Genomic DNA, 20,980 nt, shown 5'->3' with positions numbered 1-20,980 from the left:
GGCTGGCGCAGCGCCTACCAGATCACCACGCGGTCTTTCTCAGGCCGCACCATCGCATCGCCGGGCTTGCACGCAAACGCGGTGGCGAATTGCGGCATGTTGGAGGGTGCGGCGATGGCGCGCAGATTGTCCGGTGAGTGGGGGTCGCTCGCGAGGTAGACCAGCTGTTGCTGCTCGCGTGTGAGTCCACGCCAGTTACGCGCAAAGCCCAGGAAAAACCGCTGATCGGGGCTGTACCCGTCAATATTCGCAACGCGCTCAGGGTGCTGACGCAGTGCGGTCTGCAGCGCGTCGTAGGCAATGTTGATACCGCCCAGGTCGGCGATGTTTTCGCCCAGGGTGAGTCTGCCGTTGACATGCATTTTGGGGTGACTCGGCAAGGGAACATACGCATCGAACTGCTTCACCAAGCCGTCGGCACGCTGCTCGAATGCCTTGCGATCCTGCGCAGTCCACCAATTGACGTTGTTGCCCGCGCCATCGAACTGGCTGCCTTGATCGTCGAAGCCATGCGTGGCCTCGTGCCCGATGATCGCGCCGATGGCGCCATAATTCAGGGCATCGTCGGCGTTGGCATCGAAGAACGGCGGTTGCAGGATGCCGGCCGGGAAATTGATGGTGTTGGTACTCGGGCTGTAATACGCGTTGACCGTCTGCGGAGGCATCGACCACCGCTTGCGATCGGTGGGTTTGCCGATCTGGGCGATGTCGTAGTGATAGTTGAACTTGGCCGCCGCCTGCAGATTGCGGTAGTAGGCCCCGGGAACGATCTCCAGCCCCGACCAGTCGCGCCAGGTGTCCGGATAGCCGATCTTGGGCAGGAAGGCCTCCCACTTTGCAAGCGCCTTTGTTTTGGTTTCGTTGCTCATCCAGTCGACGTTTTCGATGCGCGTCTTGAGCGCTGCGCGGACGTTGTCGACCAATTCGGCCGCGCGTTGCTTGGCTTCTGGCGTGAACACTCTCGCGACGTAGAGCTGGCCAAGGCCTTCGCCCATGGCCTCGTCGACCGCGCGCAGGACGCGTTTCCAACGTGGGCGTTGCTCCGGTTGTCCGGACAGGGCCTTGCCATAGAAGGCGAAGTTGTTGTCGACGAATGCCTTGCTGAGCTGTTTGGATGCCTCGTCGATGGTATGGAAGCGCAGGTAGGCCTGCCACTGTGCAATTGGTGCACTGGCCAACTGATGGTCGAACGCTGCGAAGAAACGCGGTTGCGACAACGAGAAGCCGGCGCCGACATCCACGCCTTGCGCGGCAAAGAAGTTTTTCCATGAAAAATGCGGGGTGAGCTTGTCTGCCTCGGCAACGCTGACGAAGTGATATTGGTTCTTGGGTTGGCGTGCATCGGTTGGCGCCAGCGACGCGGCAGCCAGTTGCGATTCCAGTGCCATCACGTCCTTCGCCTGCGCCTTGGCCGCGTCGACATCGCTGCCGGTGAGCTCGAACGACTTGGCGATGTAGGCCAGATAGGCCTCACGGATGGGGGCGTATTCGGCGGCGGTGTAGTAGTCCTTGGTCGGCAGACCCAGGCCGCCTTCGTTGGCAAAGGCGATTTGCCGATCTGCCTTGTGGAAGTCTTCGCTTGCGCCGAACTCGAAGACCTTGCCATCGCCCTCCGCATAGCGGCTGGTGATGTACGCGGCGACATCCTTGGCGGATTTCAGCGCGCCAATGGCCTCCAGCTGCGGGCGGATCGGCTGGTCTCCCGCCGCCTCGATGGCGGCTTCGTCCATCCCCGAGGCGTAAAGCAGACCAAGTTTGCGTGCAAGCGGGTCGGCTTGCTTGTCTGCCTGCTTGGCGGCGCTTTCAACAATCTCTCGCTGCGTGACCAGGCTCTTTTCCGTCAGTTCGTCGAACACGCCCCAACTGGTGCGGTCGGCCGGAATCGGATTGGCTTTGGCCCATTTGGCGTTAACGAACGTATCCAGGTTCTGGCAAGCGTTTGTTGCCGTGTCCAGCTCATTGATGTCGAACGAGGATTTGGTTGTGGTGGCGGCGGTTGCCGATGCGCGCGTCGGCGCAGCCGTTTGCGCGGGTGTGCTGCTGTCGTCGGCTTCGCGCTTGCAGCCCGCCAGGGCCACAACCAGTGCCAGAGCGAGCGTAGAGGTCTTGATCGGTGACATGGAAGTCCAGTCGCATGAAAGGACACCGAGCATAAGCGCGTGCGTCTTTGCGAGAGCACGCGTTGAGCTTTGTTGAGGCTTGGTGTTTATGCTCTCGATGGCTGAGTGACGAACTCACGCTTCAAGCACGGATAGATGCGCAGGCGATGCGTTTGTGTGTGCGCAGAAATCCCGTCGAAAGCGAAGTGGCTGCTGCATGCGAGTGCCTGCTGCCTGCGTTGCGGAAACAATCTCGTGCAGTCCGCACGCGTCGCGAACGTGCGTTTCGGAAATGCCCAAAAAAACGGGCGACGATCAACCGATCGCCGCCCGCGTTGGTTACCGCTTTCTTGCGACTACGATTACCAGATCACGACCTGCTGATCGCCCTGACGCACCATCGGATCCCCCGCCTTGCAGGAAAACGCGGCGGCGAACGCCGGCATGTTCGAAGGCGCACCGATGGCGCGGAAGTTGGCCGGGGCATGCGGATCGGTCTTCAGGCGCACCACCAGTTCTTCCGGGGTGAAGTTGCGGCGCCACACCGTGGCCCAGTTGAGGAAGAAGCGCTGGTCGCGGGTGATGCCGTCGCTCTTGGGATCGTCCTTGCCGGCGGTGGCGGTCTTCATCGCGTCGTAGGCGGTGTTGAGGCCGCCCAGGTCGGCGATATTTTCGCCCAGGGTCAGGTCGCCCTTGACCTTGTCGCCAGCCGGGGTGCGATAGCTGTCGAACTGCGCCACCAGCTTGCCGGTGCGCGCCTTGAACGCGTCCAGGTCCTTCTGCGTCCACCAACCCGGATCGGCGATGAAGTTGCCATCGGCACCGAAGCGGCTGCCCTGGTCGTCGTAACCATGCGTCATCTCATGGCCGATCACCGCGCCGATACCGCCGTAGTTCATTTCCTCCGGTGCATTCGGGTCGAAGAACGGCGGCTGCAGGATCGCCGCCGGGAACACGATCTCGTTCTGCAGCGGGTTGTAGTACGCATTGACCGTCTGCGGGCTCATGCCCCATTCGGTCTTGTCCACCGGCTTGCCGATCTTGGACAGGTTCCACTTGTAGTTGTATTCGGACGCGGCCATCACGTTGCCCAGGTAGCTGTCACGGCTGGTGTTCAAGCCGTTCCACTCACGCCACTTTTCCGGGTAGCCGATCTTGGGCGTGAAGCTCTCCCACTTGGCGATCGCCTTGGTCTTGGTCTCCGGGCTCATCCAGTCGAGCTTTTCGATGCGGGCCTTCAGCGCGGTGCGCAGATTGGTCACCAGCGTTTCCATCTTGGCCTTGGAATCTGCCGGGAACGCGACCTTGACGTACATCTGGCCCAAGGCTTCGCCGGTCTGGCCGTTGATGGTCGCCAGTACGCGCTTCCAACGCGGCTTGATTTCCTTCTGGCCGCGCAGGGTCTTGTTGTAGAACGCGAAGTTCTCATCGACGAACGGCTGGCTCAGGAACGGCGAGGCGCCATCGACGGTGTGGAAGCGCAGGTAGGCGCGCCAGATTGCCGGGTCGGTGTCGGCGATCATCTTGCTGACTTCCTGATGGAAGGCCGGGATCGCCAGCGAGAACATTTCCGGCGTGGTCACGCCCTGCGACTTGAAGAACTCGGTCCACGACCAGTTCGGAGTCAGCTTGTCGGCATCGGCCGGCGAGATCGGGTTGTAGGCCAGCGAGGCATCGCGCGACAGTTGGGTGCTGGTCTTGGAGACCTTGGCCAGACGGCTTTCGAACGCGACCACCTGCTTGGCCTGCGCGGCGGCATCGGCCGCAGCCACGCCGGACAGCTCCAGCACCTTGGCGACGTGCGCCTGGTATGCCTCCAGCTTGGCCTTGTTGGTAGGGCTGGTGTAGTACTCCGGATCCGGCAAACCCAGGCCGCCTTGCATGGCGTAAGCGATGTTCTGGCTGGACTTCTTGAAGTCCGCCTCGGCGCCGAAGCTGAAGAGTTCGTTGTTGCCCTTGGCCGCGCTGCTGCGCAGATAGTCGACCAGTTTGGCCTGGTCGCTGATGGCGTCGATCGCGGCCAGTTCAGGCTTCAGCGGCTCGATACCCTGAGAGTTGATTTTGGCTTCGTCCATGCCGGTCGACCACAGGTCGCCGACGATTTTTTCCACGCCGCTGGCGCTGGTGTCGGCCGCAGCCTGTTCGACCAGCTGCTGCTGGATCGCATTGGAGCGCTCGTCGAGCATCTCGAACGCGCCCCAGCTGGTGCGATCGCTCGGCACCGGATTGGCGGCCAGGAACTTGGCATTGGCGTAGGCGTTGAGGTCGGTACAGGCGTTGCCGTTGGCATCCAGGTCGGCGGCAGTGAACTGGTTCACCGCCGGCAGCTTGCTCTGGTCCAGGGTCAGCGTCTTGGGTGCAGCGGGCGTGGTTGCCGCTGTGTCGGCCGCGGGGGCGGCAGGCGCGGCGTCTTCAGACTTCTTGCAAGCGCTCAGCGCGGTGGCCACGGCCAGGGTCAGCGTCAATAAATGAGGTGTTCGAATCACAAAGGCTCCATAAGCAGCGGATTGGGAAGCCCCGTCGCCAGGGCCGTGGCCGGCACTCTACGCCTCGCCAGCCGGATGGCATGGTGTCGAAGGTCATGGGTGCGGCGTGTGTAGATACGTTGGGCTGACGGCTGTTTGGCATGCGGCTGCTGGATGGCAACGTGGCGTACGTGCCGTGACGCGCTGGGTAGGGAGCCTGCGGCCTTCTCAATCTGCATCGCGCGGGTGTTTGGTTCATGTTCTCGGCAGACATGGACCCTGTCGGTGATGGTGAGCGCACATCGGTGACGATGATCGCCACTGCGCGAATGGCCGACCCGGGCAAGCGATGCTATATACGAGCGCATGCCTACCGCCTCCGAACCGTTGGACGCACTGATCATCGGCGCCGGCCACAATGGCCTGGTGTGCGCTGCATATCTGGCCAAGGCAGGCAAGCGCGTGCTGGTACTGGAAGCGCGCGATGTGGTCGGCGGCGCAGCAGTCACCGAAGAATTTCATCCCGGATTTCGCAATTCAGTGGCGGCGTATACGGTGTCGTTGCTGCAGCCCAAGGTCATCACCGATCTTGCTTTGGAGCGACATGGCCTGCGCGTGGTTGCGCGCCGCATCAACAACTTTCTGCCGCTACCGGATGGTGAGTATCTGCTGGCCGGTGCTGGGCGCACCGCTGCGGAAGTCGCCAAATTCTCCGCACGCGATGCCGCTGCACTGCCTGCCTATGAAGCGCGGCTGGAGCAACTGGCCGATGTCTTGCGTGCGCTGGCATTGCAGCCGCCGCCCGATGTCACCGAGGGTGGTTGGCTGCAAGCGTTGCCGCAGTTGTGGCGAGCGGCAAAGGTGGGGCTGCAGCTGCAGGGCTTGCCGCTCACGTTACGTCAGGACCTGCTCGATTTATTCACGATTTCCGCAGCCGAGTATCTGGATCGCTGGTTCGAAAGCGCGCCGATCAAGGCGTTGTTTGGTTTCGACGGCATCGTCGGCAATTACGCCAGCCCGTACGCGCCGGGCACGGCTTATGTGTTGTTGCACCACGTGTTCGGGCAAAGCAACGGCGTCAAGGGCGCCTGGGGCCACGCCATCGGTGGCATGGGCGCCATTACCCGGGCAATGGCCGCCAGCGCGCGCGAATACGGTGCGCAGATGCGTACCGGCTGTGCGGTGGATCGCGTACTGGTGGAGCAGGGGCGTGCGGTCGGTGTCCTCACCGCTCACGGAGAGACGATTCGAGCGCGTGCAGTGGTTGCCAACGTCAATCCGAAACTGCTCTATCAACGCCTGATGCGTCCAGAAGATGTCCCTGTGCCCACACACGAACGCATGGCGCATTACCGCTGTGGATCAGGCACGTTCCGCATGAACGTGGCGCTCTCTCGCCTGCCGGAATTTACCGCATTGCCGGGTGCGGGCGACCATCTCACCGCCGGCATCATTCTCGCGCCGAGTCTGGATTACATGGACCGCGCCTGGCAGGACGCGCGCGCATCCGGATGGTCGCGCGAGCCGGTGGTCGAACTGCTGATTCCCAGCACGCTGGACGACTCGCTGGCACCGCCCGGCCAGCATGTGGCCAGCCTGTTTTGCCAGCACGTGGCGCCGCAACTGCCTGATGGTCGGCACTGGGACGATCATCGCGAGGAGGTCGCAGATCTGATGATTGCAACGGTGGAGCGCTACGCGCCAGGATTCGCTGCATCGGTGCTGGGCCGGCAGGTGCTGAGTCCACTCGACCTGGAGCGAATCTTTGGCCTGATCGGCGGAGACATCTTCCACGGCGCGCTCAGCCTCAACCAATTGTTCAGCGCACGTCCGATGCTGGGCCAGGGCGCCTATCGCGGCGCTATACCCGGGCTGTATCTATGCGGGTCCGGGACGCATCCCGGCGGCGGGGTGACCGGCGCGCCTGGGCATAATGCTGCGCGGGTTATTTTGGACAGCTGACGCAGCCGCGTTGGCAGCCAAAAAAAAGCCCCGGAAAGACCGGGGCCGGAGACAGGACGCCTGCAGGGCAAAGGCGAGTGAATACACCTCGCCTTCGCTCGCAATCAAACGATCAGAAATCGTATGAGGCGGTCAGACGCATATAGCGCGGCTGGTTGTAGCTCCACGCTTCGGTGCCAAGTCCATATGTATTGGACACAGTCCGGCGAGTGACTTCGTTGGTGCTGGAGACGCGATTGACCGAACGGTCATTCAGCACATTGAACACATTGAGCGAAAACGCCAATTTGTGATCGGCGAAGCCTGGACGATACGTGACGCCCAGATCCAGATTTTTGATCCATGGAGTCTCGCCAGCGCCGCCCGCAGATACAGGTTGACCATAGCAGTAGTGATACGACGAACCATAACCCACCGGATCATAATTTACCGCTGCAGCGTCAGGGCCGGCGTAATAACCCAGGCACGACTTCGGTGTGCCCGACATCACCCTGACCGTGGCAGATGCCAGCCATTCTGGAGTGAATTGGTAGGCGCCGAACGCCTTCAACTGATGGCGACGATCGTTGGCCAGATTGCCACCGGCGTAGGACATTAGCTGGGCTGCGTCCCAATCCTGGGTTTTGGAAATATCGGCTTGCCCGAGGTCTGACTTCACCTGTCCTTCGGTGTTTCCGTAGAGATGCGACCATGTGTAATCGACGCGGCCATACCACTTTTCATCAAAAGGATGCTCGATAAACAGGTCCACCGCCACGTAGTTGCGCTTGGCCTTGTCCGTAAAGCCCCAATCGGACTGCGACATGCGCAGCTGGGTGTAGCCGGAGCCATCGGTGTTGGCAAGGTTGTAGGTATTGGTCTCGCCAGGGTTGAACATCACGCAACCAGGAATGCTCACGCTGCTGGCATCGCCGCCTGCTGCTTCGAGCGCATCGGACATACGACCGGGATCACAGACATCATCGATCGCGGTCTGCAATTTACGGTAGGTGACTTTGGCGCCTGAATTCCACTTCTCGCCAAGCGTCTTTTCGAAGCCGATCAGGAACTCGTCTTGATACTGCGACTTCAGATCGCTTGGTGCGAACGAGTTCGGATCCGGGGCTTGACCATATTCACCATTAGAGGAAACCGGGCCAGGACCCAGTGCAGTCAGACCGGTCGGCTCGCCGTTGGCGTCGATCCCCGAATACGCGAAATACTCATTGGTGAACGTCGAGGCGGATGCTCCTCGGATCGCAACCTGATTGGGTAAGGCTAGATAGTAGCGACCGACATTGGCGAACACCTTGAAGGAAGAGTCGCCAAAGACATCCCAGCTCACCCCGACGCGCGGAGCCCACTGGTCACCACTGTCCACGTAAGCCACATGATCGCTGTTGTAGTTAGTGAACTTGTCGTTGCGGATACCCAGCGTGAGGAGCCAGTTATCGTTGACTTGCCACCGATCTTCCAAGTAGTAGGCCTTCTGCTCGACGGCCATGCTGGTAACTGTGGTGAAGATACGGCGGTTCACGAAGTAGCCATTACCTCCGGAGGCGCCGACGCCCAGAGCACCATTGATGGGTTCGCTGGGATCGTCCTGCCTGCCGTAGATCCAGCGGTACCCTGGACCACTGGTAAAGACGCCTTCGTCGTAAGCATTGAAGTACATATTATCCACGCCGGCGGTCAAATCATGATCGCCCAGACGATAGTTCAGTTCCAGGCGCAGATTGCGGCTCTTATTGATCGGGTCTGCTGCCTTGACAGTCGTAGTGGCCTGCCCGTTGGTGATGCGCCGACCGCCGGTGATGGCAGGGTCCTGTAGAGTCGAACTGGCGATGTTGGGCAATGCCGAAGCACCGGGGTTGAACTGTTGGTTGTGCTGAGTATCGCGTCCCCACGTTGCATTGAGGGTCAGGTCGTCTGTGATGTAACTGGTGAACTTGACGATATCGACACTGTCTTTGAGCTTGTACGTATCCGTGAACAAGCCAGAAGGGCCCTGATCCGCAAGTGTTGCATAGTCGTAGTTGTTGTACACGCCAGAACGTCGGTCGTTATTTTCGATGCGCGTATATTCTAAAATATTGCTGTCATTAATATTCCAGTCCAGTTTTCCATAGAACTTCGGCGAACTGTTCTCATAATGGCTGCGCCCCTGGTCGCTGGCGGCCGTCGCAATATTGGTGGTTGCTCCGTCGACCTTGTCCGTTTCGCCGGCCACGAACAGGAATAGGCGATCCTCAATCAGCGGACCACCCGCGTACGCGCTGTAAACGGTCCTGTTCTGCACGTCGCCCTTGCCGCGGCGATAGATCGTCCCGGGCAGGTCATCATCTTCATAACCATAATTCTCCGGAAGTTCGCTATTCGGATACCAAGCATCGCCGCGTGAGCTCGCCAGCGATTTCGGTTCCCATACCGCTTGCGCACCAAAATGCCACTCGTTGGTGCCGCGTTTACCCACTTGGCTGATGACGCCGCCGGTCGAGCGGCCGTACTTCGCGCTGTAGCCGCCCGTATATGTTTCCTGTTGGTCGATTGCGCCGTAGGGGAGGCTGAGCCCGCCGAGGTTGTTGAACGGATTAGTGACATTAACGCCGTTGATGTAATAGGCATTTTCCGTTACACCAGCGCCGCCGAACGAGATGGTGGACCGCGAGCCATTGTTGAAGGCGCCACTTCCGGAAATCGCGCCTGGCGCAAGCAACGCAATCGCTTCGGCGCTGCGTCCCAGCGGCAGGGTTGCCAACTGCTCGGAGGTGATCACCGAGCGCGAGCTGGTGGAACTGACGTCGATCTTCGGTGCGTTGGCGGCGGTCACCGTGATCGCGCCGAGCGTTGTTGCGTCGGTGCTGCCGCTGGCAGTTTCGCCAGCAAACGACACCTCTGTGCCGGACCCTACGCGCAGCTGCACGTTCTTGCGGGTATCGACGACCTGATCGCCACGCTTGAGGGTGACGGTGTAGGCGCCCACCGGCAACGAGCCGAGGTTGTAACGGCCATTGGCGTCGATGGTGATCGTGCGGCTGAGGCCGGTGTCGCTCTGCACGACGATGGTGCTGCCCGCTTCCGAGGGAGCGCTACCGTAGATGCTGCCGGTCGTGCTTTGTGCGTAGACCGCACCGTTGGCGAGACACGCGCCGAGCACAACAGCCAGAGCGGTGCGCTTGAGGGCGTGGCGACGAAATTGATTGCTCATTCCTAACCTTTCAACTGGGTATCGGGAGAAGTGGCGGTCATCGAAGAGTCAGATGGCCTTAACCCGAACGTAATGAATCTGTGGGCTGAGTCGCAAGCCTTTTGAATGATTCGTTAATGAAAAGGGCGAGATCCGCACCGAATATGCGGATCCGCGCACAAATTGCCTGGCATGCAAATACCGCCCGGCTTGGGTCACGCTAGTATTCATTTTTGTCAGTGCGCGCGATGCGGCGTGACATCGAGCGGCCCAACCGAACGCTACCTTGCCGCCATATCAGTAACTGATTGTCGCGTCTGGTTGACTGGTTTCATCTGAAACATGGATTCAAAAAAGACCCCGTCAAATGGGGTCTTTTCGATGCATCGCCAACAGGCCTCAGAACCGGACTGTCGTGCCCAGGTAAAAGAACCGCCCGACGTTGTCATACAGCGCAGAATTGAAATCCGAGCCGAAGTAGTTGCGCGGCGGGTCCTTGTCGAAGGCGTTGTCGATGCCGAGGTAGACGTCGATCTTCGAGCCGGGGAACTGATAGCCAAACTGGAAGTTGTGGTACGTGTACGAGCCGTTCTTGATCGGGCTGGCCGAGCCCGGGTTGCTGTTGTAGCTTTCCGGAGTCACGCGCAGGTTGCCGTCCACATAGTTCATGTCCCACGAGGCACGCCATTCGTTCCAGTTGTACTTGGTCTGGAACTGCGCGCGCCAGCGCGGGTCGGTCACGTAGGTGACGTACTCGTCGTACTCGGCCGGGAAGTCCTGGAACACCCATTCGCGCGACTGGATCAGGCGCGTGCCGACAAAGCGCAGCACCGTATTGCCTTGGCCGAGCTGGAAGCGGTAGTCCATTTCCAGATCCACGCCTACACGCCGCGAGCGCGACAGGTTTTCGTTGAGCGCCTGCCAGCCGATGATGCTGTGTTCGGGATAGATGCGTCCCTGCGGGTCGGTGAATCCACCCAGCGGGGCGCGCTGCACGAAGCCGCAGAAGCTGTTGTCGATGCCGCCCGGATTGTCCACGCAGCGCGTTGCGTTGGTCTCTGCAGTCACCGTGCCGATTGCGTCCTGCAAGTCGATGCGCCAGTAGTCGATCGACATGCCGAAGCCTTCGAAGAACTCCGGCTGCCAGACCAGGCCGTAGGAGAGGCTGCGTGCACGTTCCGGCTTCAACTGCGGATTGCCGCCGCTCACGCCCGGGCGGGTCGAGGTGAACGTGTCGATCCAACCGACCGGCACGCCCAGCGCGCTGCAGTTGGCCTGACGCAATGCCACGTCGCCGGCGGTACCAGGACGATTGGAATTGGTCGGCAGGTAGTTGCAAGGATCGTTGATGGTCGCGAAGTTCTCGCTCTGCGAGTCGTACAACTCGCCGATGCTGGGTGCACGCACTGCCTGCGCCACGGTGCCGCGCAGACGCAGCGACGGGATGATGGTCCAGTCCAGGCCCACGTTCCAGGTCTTGGTCGAGCCGATGCTGTCGTAGTCCGAATAGCGTCCTGCCACGTCCAGCGCCAACCGGTCCACGCCCGGCAGGCCGGCGAGCAACGGAATGGTGCTCTCGACGAAGACTTCCTTGACGGTGTATTCGCCACCGCTATTGGGGATGGCGTTGAGGAAGGTCGCGCCCGAGGCTGCGAGCGGATCGGTGATCTCCTCGCTCTGCTCCTTGCGGTATTCCACGCCACCGGCAAACCCGATGTCGCCGGCCGGCAGCGACAACAGGTTGCTGTTGGCTACCGATGCACTGAATACGGTCTGCTGGATCTTGGCCTGCGCGCGCGCGGTGGTGTTGAACCACGCCGCTGCTTCCGGGGTCACCGCGCCGTTGCCGAATACACTGAACGGCACGCAGCCTTCGCGCGCCAGGGCTGAATAGACGCGGTTGGTGTGGGGATTGATCGCGTTCGGATCCAGCGTGGTGCGGCAGACGATGTTGCCGCTGGCATCACGTGCGGCGTCGATACCGGCCTGCCAGCGCTCGTTGATACGGTTGTTGAGGTTCAGGCGATCGACCGTGGTCTTGCCGTAGTTGGCAGACACGTCGTAGCTCCAGTTGTCGGTGAAATTGCCTTCGGCGCCGAGCACTGCGCGGTAGGTCTTGCGCTCGATGTTCTCGCCGCGACGGCCGGCATCGACGTTGAAGCGGTTCATCAGGATCTGCGTGGCACCGCGCGCATCCATCAGCGCACCGAGTTCGGGGCTGACATACGGATTCTGGCGACGCACGCGCAGCGAACTGTCGAAGGCCGGCTGGCCGAAGAATTCCGAATCGGTCTCGCTGTACTTGCCTTCGAAGAACAGGCGATGGTTCTCGCTGATCTCGAAGTTGATCATGGTGTTGACGCTCTTGCGATCGAAGCCCGGCTGCAGGTCGGCAACCGCATTCAGATCGACGAAATCGCAATCCACGCAGGAGGTATTGCTGACCACCGTGCCGTTGTAGCGATTGCGGCGGAAGCTGCCGTCTTCGTTGAACAGGTAGCGGTTGCCATAGCTGGCCGGGTTGCGGAAATCGAAGGTACCCAGGTTGAAGGTGCCGCCATAGGAGGTCGAATGATTGCCGCCCGGGCCGCTGAGCACGTTCTGCGGATTGCGCTCGCTCGGCGGTTGGCTCGGGTCGAACGAGGGATTGGGAACCGACACCAGATACTCGCGACCGATGGCGCGGTTGCCGCGACCGAAGCGGTCCTGCTTGCTGTATTCGCCGGACACCGCAATGTTGCCGCGGCCGTCCGCAAAGTCGGTGCCTGCCGAGAAGCTGGCGAAGGAGCGATTGTAGTTGCCCTCATCGGCCAGGCCGGTCTGCGCGCGCGTCTCGAAACCGGTGAAGTTCTTCTTGAGGATGAAGTTGACCACGCCGGCCACCGCGTCGGCGCCATACACGGCCGAGGCGCCACCGGTGATGACTTCGACGCGTTCGACCCATTCCACCGGGATCGTGTTGACGTCCACGGCGGTCGAACCCGGGCTGGAACTCACGTGGCGACGCCCGTTGACCAGCACCAGGGTGCGATCCACGCCCATGCCGCGCAGGTCGAGCAGGCCCAGACCGGCGGTCCCGATGAAGCGGGTGGAATTGCCCAGCGTGTAGCTCGGCGCCAGCGCAGGCATGCGTGCCATCAGGTCGCTGATGGTGGTCGCGCCGGTGGCACGGATTTCTTCGGCGCTGATCGCCGTGACCGGCGAGGGCGTCACAAAGCCGGTACGCGCGATGCGCGAGCCGGTGACGGTGACCTTGTCCAGATCAGTGGTGCCGGGCGCGACACCGTTTTCTGATTGCGCCGCAGCTTGTCCGGCAGAAGCGGCCAGTACGGCAAATAATGCGGTGCTCAAACGATGACGGTGTGCGTGTTGCGGAAGACGACTCGACATGACCTGACAGATTCCTCGCTGGGAGTTGGCGAAACAGCTGTGCTCACTGAGCGCTGGCTGAACTAGAACCCGAACGTAACAATTCCTTAATCATGTGTCTATATTTGTGAAATATGTCTCCACTTGACATATTCGTAGCTGCTTGTGAATTTCTTCAGCGAAGTCGCCAGGCGGATGTGTCTGGACGAGCCGGTACACTGACCACTTCCATGGCGCAGTACCCGGCGGCGTTCTTGCGTCGCTGCCGCTGCGCCCACGACGAATTCAGGTAGGCATGACGACGATGTTGGAAGGTGTTGTGAGCGCGACGATCGCCCCCGCGCAGGTGTGCCGCGCATGAGTGGCGCGCGCAGGATTGCCGCGCATGCGGTGCAGGGTGCGCTGGCGCCGCATCCGCGGATCCGCAATGTGATTGCGGTCGGTTCCGGCAAGGGTGGGGTGGGCAAGTCGACCACGGCGGTGAATCTGGCGCTGGCCTTGCGTCAGCAGGGGGCGCGCGTGGGCGTGCTGGATGCGGACATCTACGGGCCGAGCGTGCCGGCGATGCTGGGCCTGAGCGGGCGGCCGGACAGCCCGGACAACAAGTCGATCGAGCCGCTGCGCGCGTTCGGCATCGAGGCGATGTCGATCGGCCTGCTGGTCGATCAGGACACGCCGATGATCTGGCGCGGGCCGATGGCGACCTCGGCGTTGACCCAACTGTTCAACGACACGCTGTGGGACGACCTGGATTATCTGTTGATCGACCTGCCGCCAGGCACCGGCGACATCCAGCTGACCCTGTCGCAGAAGATTCCGGTGGCCGGCGCGGTGATCGTCACCACGCCGCAGGACATCGCCACGCTGGATGCGCGCAAGGCCTTGAAGATGTTCGAAAAGGTGGAGGTGCCGGTACTTGGGATCGTGGAGAATATGGCGGTGCACACCTGTTCCAGTTGCGGCCACCGTGAGCATCTGTTCGGCGAAGGCGGCGGTGAGCGCATGGCGGCGCAGTACGGCGTGCCCTTGCTGGGGTCGTTGCCGTTGGAGATTGCGATCCGCGAGCAGGGCGATGCCGGCCAGCCGATTGTCGTTGCCGCGCCCGAGTCGGCAGCAGCAAAGGCTTACTTGGCCGCCGCTGCGCGCCTGACCGAGGAGCTGGGCAAGCGCCCGCGCGCCAGCATTCCGATTTCGGCCTCGTTGCTGTAGCGCGCGGCTCGGCCAGCAGTGCCGGCCGCTTGTTAGAATTCGCGGTCTTCGCGCGGGCCGCTTGGCCCGTTGCCTTCCGTCTTCAAGGAACATCACATGAGCATCAAAAGCGACCGCTGGATCAGGCGCATGGCCGAGCAGCAGGCGATGATCGAGCCGTTCGAACCCGGCCAGATCAAGCACGACGCCGCCGGCCAGCGCATCGTCAGCTTCGGCACCTCCAGCTACGGATACGACGTGCGCTGCTCGCGCGAGTTCAAGATCTTCACCAATATCAACTCGACGATCGTCGACCCGAAGCACTTCGATCCGGGCAGCTTTGTCGATATCGAATCGGATGTCTGCATCATCCCGCCGAACAGCTTCGCGCTGGCACGCACGGTGGAATACTTCCGCATCCCGCGCGACACCCTCGTGGTGTGCCTGGGCAAGAGTACGTACGCGCGCTGCGGCATCATCGTCAACGTGACCCCGCTGGAGCCGGAGTGGGAAGGTCACGTGACCCTGGAATTCAGCAACACCACGCCGCTGCCGGCGCGCATCTACGCCAACGAAGGCGTGGCGCAGATGCTGTTCTTCCAGTCCGACGAAGTCTGCGAGACCTCGTACAAGGACCGCGGCGGCAAGTACCAGGGCCAGACCGGCGTGACCCTGCCGCGCACCTGATGCAGTGGAGCAGCCGCGGCCTTCAGCAGGTCGCGGTGGCCCGCTCGCGGTAGCGCAGCAGTTGGCGTACGCCGGCGGCGATCAGCAGTGCCGGCCACCAGGTCGACACCAGGTTGCCCAGGTCGATACGGGCCAGCCCGAGGTTGTCCAGCAGAAACAGCGTGCCCAGCGTGATCAGGAACAGGGCGGGAATCAGGCGATAGTGCATGGCAATGTCCTCGGTAGGTGTGCGCCCATGCTGCGCGCAACACGCCCACCGATCAGGTGCCGGAAGTCAACTCTTGCGGATGACAGACGTCATGTCGGCAAGGTCGCAAGGTCATGGCTGCATTGGTGGCCATGTCGTGTTCGCTGGCATTGTTAGGGAGACAGGAACTCTGGCTTGCTACGGGTGCAGTCGGCTAGCGCATGAGGCTTCGCGCGTACCCTCATCCGCCCCTTCGGGGCACCTTCTCCCGACGGGAGAAGGGATGTTGGCGCTCCGACCATGCGCTGGACCGATCGACTGCTGGAATCGCTCCATTCCATGTTTATGGGAGCCGACGCCCATCATGCGCGCAGGCGATAGAGCCGCGCATCAAGGCGCATTGCCGCATTCGATCAATGACAGATCAGCAGCTACGGCCGGACAGTCCGGGAATCAACAGCGCCAGAAGCCCGCTCTTACGATTCCCCATTCCCGGCTATTTGCCCCGCCCAAACAACATCCCCACACCGCAAGCGACCAATGCCGCCGGCCACCACGTGGCGATCAGCCGACCAAGGCTGACATTGGTCCAGCCCAGGTTATTGGCCAGAAACAGCAGGCCGACGAGGATCAGGATCAGCGCGGCGACGACATTGGATTTCATGCGGAAGGGTGGTTGAAAGACGGGCGCCTATCGTAGCCGTTGCGCCCACGCAGCGACACGGTGTTGCAACGCATCGGGCGCGAAACGTTGCGCGCTGCCGCTACCCCACACCGGGCCGGGCCAGGCGGCATCGCCTGGGTGCCGGCCGACCAGATGTACGTGCAGCTGCCGCACGATGTTGCCCAGCGCGCCGATATTGAGCTTGGTCACTTCGGGCTCGACGCGCAGCAACTGCGAGAGCTGATTGATCTCGGCCAGCAACAGGCGCTGCTGGCCGCCATCCAGATCGATCCATTCGCTGACCTCGGCCACCCGCGGCACCAGCACGATCCACGGGAAGCGGCTGTCGTCCATCAGCCGCACCTGCGACAGCGGTCCGTCGGCGACGAAGACGCTATCGGCCGCAAGGCGCGGATCTAGCTGGAAGCCGCTCGCTCCGGACCTGCTTGGGGCAGATTCGCTTGCCGCAGTCCCGCTCATCCCAGATGCGCTTCGAAGAAGCCCAGGGTGCGCTCCAACGCGCGCTCGGCGCTGTCGGCGTCGTAGTGGGTGGGGTCGATGCTGCGGTTGAAGGCGTGGCCGGTCGGATACACGAAGGTTTCCATCTGCGGCAGCTTCTCGCGGTGGGCCTGGATCGCCTCGGGCGGAATGCTGGTGTCGCGCTCGCCGAAGTGGAACATCACCGGCGCCTTGGGGGTTTCGTCCAGCAACTGGGTGTTGCGGCCGCCGTAGTAGCTCACCGAGGGCAGTCCCAGGCGGATTGCCGACAGCAGCGCCACCGAGCCCCCCCAGCAATAGCCCACGGTGCCGACCTTGCCGGCGCGGCTGAGCAGGGTGGCGGCGGATTTGATCACCTCCACCGCGCGCTCCAGGCCGACTGCATTGGCCAGGGCCAGGCCGCGTTGCAGGCTTTCCTGGTCGTAGGGCAGCTGCACGTCCTTTTCTTCCAGGTCGAAGAAGGCCGGTGCCAGCACTTCGTAGCCGCGTGCGGCGTAATCATCGGCCACTGCGCGGATATGTTCGTTGACGCCGAAGATCTCCTGGATCACCACCAGGCCGCCGCGCGGGCTGGTGGTCGGAGTGGCGTGCCAGGCGGCGACCTGGCCGTCGGGGGTGTCGAGCGTGGTCCAGTGACCCATGGGAATTCCTGATGTGCAGCGAGGGATGCGCGCATTATCGACCGGACCGGCATCGTGAAAAGTGAGGGTTTCGCAAAGCCGGCCGGGCTGGCGAGGCACGGCGGTTCAGAGCGTTGCCCGCACGCCGCTATAATTGCCCCACTCAGGCCCCAGGCCGCTCCGTTCCCCAGGCTCCTGCTTCCATGTCCCAGCTGAACCCCAAAGTCGGCTTCGTCAGCCTTGGCTGCCCGAAGGCGCTCGTCGACTCCGAACGCATCCTCACCCAGCTGCGCGTGGAGGGCTACGACATCGTGCCCAGCTACGACGCTGCCGACGTGGTGGTGGTCAATACCTGCGGTTTCATCGATTCGGCGGTGACCGAGTCGCTGGACGCGATCGGCGAGGCGATGAACGCCAACGGCAAGGTGATCGTCACCGGCTGCCTGGGCAAGCGCCCGGAGCAGATCCGCGAGGCCTACCCGCAGGTGCTGGCGGTGTCTGGTCCGCAGGACTACCAGAGCGTGATGGAGGCGGTGCACGCCGCGTTGCCGCCGCGCCACGACCCGTTCGTGGATCTGGTGCCCGACTACGGCATCAAGCTGACCCCGCGGCATTACGCGTATCTGAAGATTTCCGAAGGCTGCAATCACCGCTGCAGTTTCTGCATCATTCCGTCAATGCGCGGCGATCTGGCCTCGCGCCCTGTGGATGAGGTCCTGCGCGAGGCCGAGCGGCTGGTGCGCGGCGGGGTCAAGGAATTGCTGGTGGTCTCGCAGGACACCTCGGCTTACGGCGTGGATCTGAAATACGCCGAGCGCCCGTGGCGCGACCGCATGTACCAAACCCGCATGAAGGCGCTGTGCGAAGGTTTGTCGGAGCTGGGCGTGTGGACGCGCCTGCATTACGTGTATCCGTACCCGCACGTGGACGATGTGATTCCGCTGATGGCCGAAGGCAAGCTGCTGCCGTACCTGGACATCCCGTTTCAGCACGCCAGCTCGCGCATCCTCAAGCTGATGAAGCGGCCGGGCGCAGTGGAAAAGACGCTCGAACGCGTGCAGCGCTGGAAGGCGATGTGCCCGGAGATCACGGTGCGCTCCACCTTCATCGTCGGTTTCCCCGGCGAGACCGATGCCGAATTCGAATCCCTGCTCGACTTCCTGGATCAGGCCCAGCTCGATCGCGTCGGTGCGTTCGCGTATTCGCCGGTGGAAGGCGCCAGCGCCAACGCATTGCCGGACCCAGTGCCGGAAGAGCTCAAGCAGGAGCGGCTGGCGCGTTTCATGGCCAAGCAGGCGGAGATTTCCGCCGCGCGGCTGGAAGCCAAGATCGGCAGCGTGCAGCAATGCCTGGTCGACCTGATCGAAGACGATATCGCGGTGGCCCGTTCGCGCGCGGACGCGCCGGAAATCGACGGGCTGGTGCATATCCAGAACGGCGGCGAGCTTGGATTGAAGATCGGCGATCTGGTCGATGTGGAGATCACTGACAGCGATGAGCACGATCTGTTCGGCGATGCATTGCCGGCCAATGCCCCGATCCAGCAAGGACGGTCGTTGAATCTGCAGATGGTGTAACCGGTCAGGTGTCGGGACACCGCGGTCCGTAGGAGCGCGCTTGCGCGCGAAGAGGCGTTATCGATAACGCCCTGTCGCGCACAAGTGCGCTCCTACAGGTCAGCGGATGGCGATCACGCGGCTACTGGCTGGCGTAATCCACCGACACCACCACGAAGGTGTGCTTGCCCGACGGCAGCTGCGCTTCAAACTCATCGTCCACGCGTTTTTTCAGCAATGCGCGCGCCAGCGGCGAGTCGATGCTGATCCAGCCGCGGCCCGCGTCGGTTTCGTCCGGACCGACGATGCGGTAGTGCAGCAGGTCGCCGCTGTCGGCGTCTTCCAGCTCGACCTGCGCGCCGAAGAACACCGCGCGCGGATCGGTCGGCGCGGTATCCACCACGCGCAGCGCTTCCAGCCGTTTGCTCAGATAACGCACACGGCGGTCGATCTCGCCGAGCTGCTTCTTGCGATAGGTGTATTCGGCATTCTCCGAGCGGTCGCCTTCTGCAGCGGCTGCAGCCAGCGCACGCACCACCTCCGGCCGGCGCACGCGCCAGAGCTCTTCCAGCTCGGCCTTGAGCCGGGCATGGCCGTCGGGCGTGATCAGCGCAGTGCTTTTTTCGGCAGGCGGGCGCCAGCGGCTCATGGGCGGTGTGTCGGTCGGCGGGGACGCGATGCTAGCGCGCATGACCTGCTTGCGCATCTGCCGCCGCACAGCGAAGCTTTGCGTTCTCGGACACGGACGCCGTCATGCTACTGATGCCGCTGCACAAACCCTGGTCGCGCCAGAACATTCCCTGGGTGACGCTGCTGCTGGTGCTGATCAATGTGGTGGTCTACCTGGGCTATCAGCGCAAGGACGACGCTTTGGTCGAAAACGCGGTGCGCTATTACGTCGACTCCGGGCTGGGCGCGTTGGAGGCGCAAGCCCACGCGCGCTATCTGGAGCAGACCGGCGAGGCCAAGCTGCGCGCCGCGCGCCAGGCCAGGCTGGGCAGCGTGCCGGCGCGTCAGCGCATCGCGTATCTGGCGCATCGGACGATGAACGATGTGGCGTTCGCGCAGGCATTGCGCAGCGGCACGCTGTTCGAGGACGAGGAACGTTTGCGCGAATGGCGCGCATTGCGTGCGCCCTACGACGCGCGCCTGTCCAAGGTGTTTACGCTGCGCCATCTGCAGCGCAGTTCGGAGTGGTCGCCAGCACGGATGCTGACGGCGACATTTCTGCATGGCAGTTTCGATCATCTGCTGGGCAACATGCTGTTCCTGCTGGCGCTGGGCACCCTATTGGAAGGGGCGATCGGCAGTGGATGGTTTCTGCTGCTGTATCTGCTCGGCGGGTTCGGCGCCAGCGTGGCCAGCCTGTGGTGGCGCTGGGGCGAGCCGGGCGGCGGGTTGGGCGCATCCGGTGCGATCGCTGCATTGATGGGCGCGTTCTGCGTGGTCTGGGGGTGGCGCAAAGTACGGTTTTTCTACTGGTTTTTCGTGGTATTCAACTATGTGCGCGGCCCGGCGATTCTGCTGTTGCCGCTATGGTTGGGCTGGGAGCTGTACAGCCTGTTGTCGAGCGACAATGCTGCGGTCGCCTTCGAGGCGCATGCCGGCGGGTTGGTCAGTGGCGCGCTGCTCGGTGCCTTGCTGGTGCTGTTGCGGCGCACCCGACCTGCCTTCATGGAAGAGAGCGATGCAGTGCTGGTGGACGATCGCTGGGAGCGCGCGCAGCGGCATCTGGGGCGCATGGAAAACGTGGAGGCCGAGCGCCTGTTGGCCGAGTTGGCCGGCGAGCAGCCGCACAATCTGGAGGTGGCACTGGCGCGTTATCGCACCGCGCGCAACGCGGGCCATCGCCAGGACAGCTTGCGGCATGCGCAGACGCTGTTGCAGCTGCAGACGCACCACGCCGAGCAGACGCGCATCCAGCTGGCGGTCGCTGCCGAGTTGAGCAAGGCCAAGATTGATTGCGCGCTGCCGGCACGGCTAGCCTTGATCGGTGCGTGTATGCGCAATGGGCTGCTGGCCGACGCCGAGCGGCTGTTGAAAGAATGCGAACTCAGTGCGTCGCGCGCGGAGTTGGCGCAGCACTGGTTCGTACTGGCCTTGCGCCATGGCGAGCTGCAGGACGGCGCGCAGCGTACGCGCTTGTTGCGGCTGGTGCTGGAGCAGTTTCCGGAGCAAGGCCAAGCCAACAAGGCGCGCTTTCTGCTCGACAATGGGTGAGTTGGTTCGATTTGCTGGCTTGCTGCGACAAACCGACCATCAGCGCCTATCGATTGCAGAGCAGGTGATCTGCGGTTTGGCTGCAGGGCCCTTGCCCGCCCACCGTCGCGGGACACGCCGCAAGTACGTCCCTGTAGGCTCTTACGCGGCATCCATGCCGCGTAAGGTCCCGCGACGGTGGGCGGGCAAGGACCAGTGGAGATGGTCGGTGTGCATGGTTTTAAACAAAGCAACCGATCAACTCTCTGGAGCGGTGAGGGCATCGCGCCCTCGGTGATGCGGGTTTGCTGCAGGGTCCT

General features: G+C 62.5%; 14 protein-coding genes. 5 read left to right on the top strand and 9 right to left on the bottom strand.

What is annotated here, in order from left to right; all coding sequences use genetic code 11:
* Positions 1-14: 14 nt before the first annotated feature.
* Both NYR97_RS00070 and NYR97_RS00065 read right to left on the bottom strand, forming a co-directional pair.
* Positions 15-2,120, bottom strand: a complete 2,106-nt coding sequence (locus NYR97_RS00070) for a M13 family metallopeptidase (RefSeq protein WP_316695881.1) — start codon at positions 2,118-2,120, stop codon at positions 15-17.
* A 341-nt stretch (positions 2,121-2,461) separates the two neighbouring features.
* The gene (locus tag NYR97_RS00065; RefSeq protein WP_316698451.1) at positions 2,462-4,564 is read right to left on the bottom strand and encodes a M13 family metallopeptidase; all 2,103 of its coding nucleotides are present in this window, start codon (positions 4,562-4,564) and stop codon (positions 2,462-2,464) included.
* Positions 4,565-4,930: 366 nt separating this feature from the next.
* Here NYR97_RS00065 and NYR97_RS00060 point away from each other — a divergent pair, with 366 nt between their 5' ends.
* The gene (locus tag NYR97_RS00060; protein WP_316695879.1) at positions 4,931-6,526 is read left to right on the top strand and encodes a phytoene desaturase family protein; all 1,596 of its coding nucleotides are present in this window, start codon (positions 4,931-4,933) and stop codon (positions 6,524-6,526) included.
* A 112-nt stretch (positions 6,527-6,638) separates the two neighbouring features.
* Here the strand turns inward: NYR97_RS00060 and NYR97_RS00055 are convergent, their stop codons facing one another.
* Together NYR97_RS00055 and NYR97_RS00050 are read right to left on the bottom strand one after the other, a co-directional pair.
* On the bottom strand, positions 6,639-9,713 hold the full coding sequence (locus NYR97_RS00055; protein WP_316695878.1) for a TonB-dependent receptor: 3,075 nt from the start codon (positions 9,711-9,713) through the stop codon (positions 6,639-6,641).
* A 378-nt stretch (positions 9,714-10,091) separates the two neighbouring features.
* Entirely contained in the window at positions 10,092-13,082 is a 2,991-nt protein-coding gene (locus NYR97_RS00050; protein WP_316695876.1) for a TonB-dependent receptor plug domain-containing protein, read from the bottom strand.
* A 336-nt stretch (positions 13,083-13,418) separates the two neighbouring features.
* On the opposite strand from NYR97_RS00050, the gene apbC reads away from it, so the two are divergent.
* Positions 13,419-14,270: an iron-sulfur cluster carrier protein ApbC gene (gene apbC / locus NYR97_RS00045; RefSeq protein ID WP_074057107.1), complete on the top strand. Its 852-nt coding sequence runs from the start codon at positions 13,419-13,421 to the stop codon at positions 14,268-14,270.
* A 96-nt stretch (positions 14,271-14,366) separates the two neighbouring features.
* Positions 14,367-14,936: a dCTP deaminase gene (gene dcd / locus NYR97_RS00040; protein WP_006452354.1), complete on the top strand. Its 570-nt coding sequence runs from the start codon at positions 14,367-14,369 to the stop codon at positions 14,934-14,936.
* Between the two features lie 22 nt (positions 14,937-14,958).
* Here the strand turns inward: dcd and NYR97_RS00035 are convergent, their stop codons facing one another.
* The 4 genes from NYR97_RS00035 to NYR97_RS00020 form a co-directional block, all read right to left on the bottom strand.
* Positions 14,959-15,144, bottom strand: a complete 186-nt coding sequence (locus NYR97_RS00035) for a LiaI-LiaF-like domain-containing protein (protein ID WP_024939537.1) — start codon at positions 15,142-15,144, stop codon at positions 14,959-14,961.
* 475 nt (positions 15,145-15,619) lie between these two features.
* Positions 15,620-15,787: a LiaI-LiaF-like domain-containing protein gene (locus tag NYR97_RS00030; RefSeq protein ID WP_006452352.1), complete on the bottom strand. Its 168-nt coding sequence runs from the start codon at positions 15,785-15,787 to the stop codon at positions 15,620-15,622.
* 27 nt (positions 15,788-15,814) lie between these two features.
* Positions 15,815-16,267, bottom strand: a complete 453-nt coding sequence (locus NYR97_RS00025; protein WP_205394338.1) for an HIT family protein — start codon at positions 16,265-16,267, stop codon at positions 15,815-15,817.
* Complete coding sequence (locus NYR97_RS00020) at positions 16,264-16,926, bottom strand: dienelactone hydrolase family protein (RefSeq protein ID WP_316695869.1); 663 nt, start codon at positions 16,924-16,926, stop codon at positions 16,264-16,266. Before NYR97_RS00020 ends, NYR97_RS00025 begins: the two co-directional genes overlap by 4 nt.
* A 182-nt stretch (positions 16,927-17,108) precedes the next feature.
* Between NYR97_RS00020 and rimO the strand changes: the two genes are divergently transcribed.
* Positions 17,109-18,482 (top strand): 30S ribosomal protein S12 methylthiotransferase RimO, encoded by a 1,374-nt coding sequence (rimO, locus tag NYR97_RS00015; protein WP_316695867.1) that lies wholly within the window; start codon positions 17,109-17,111, stop codon positions 18,480-18,482.
* A gap of 121 nt (positions 18,483-18,603) precedes the next feature.
* Here the strand turns inward: rimO and greB are convergent, their stop codons facing one another.
* Positions 18,604-19,110 (bottom strand): transcription elongation factor GreB, encoded by a 507-nt coding sequence (gene greB, locus NYR97_RS00010; RefSeq protein ID WP_316695865.1) that lies wholly within the window; start codon positions 19,108-19,110, stop codon positions 18,604-18,606.
* A 104-nt stretch (positions 19,111-19,214) separates the two neighbouring features.
* On the opposite strand from greB, the gene NYR97_RS00005 reads away from it, so the two are divergent.
* Positions 19,215-20,681 (top strand): rhomboid family intramembrane serine protease, encoded by a 1,467-nt coding sequence (locus NYR97_RS00005; protein WP_316695864.1) that lies wholly within the window; start codon positions 19,215-19,217, stop codon positions 20,679-20,681.
* Positions 20,682-20,980 lie beyond the last annotated feature (299 nt).

The sequence above is a fragment of the Xanthomonas hydrangeae genome, from assembly GCF_032697525.1.
GTDB lineage: Bacteria > Pseudomonadota > Gammaproteobacteria > Xanthomonadales > Xanthomonadaceae > Xanthomonas > Xanthomonas hydrangeae.
The sequence above is the reverse complement of the archived record's forward strand: the minus strand, read 5'-3'. Positions and strand labels throughout refer to the sequence as shown.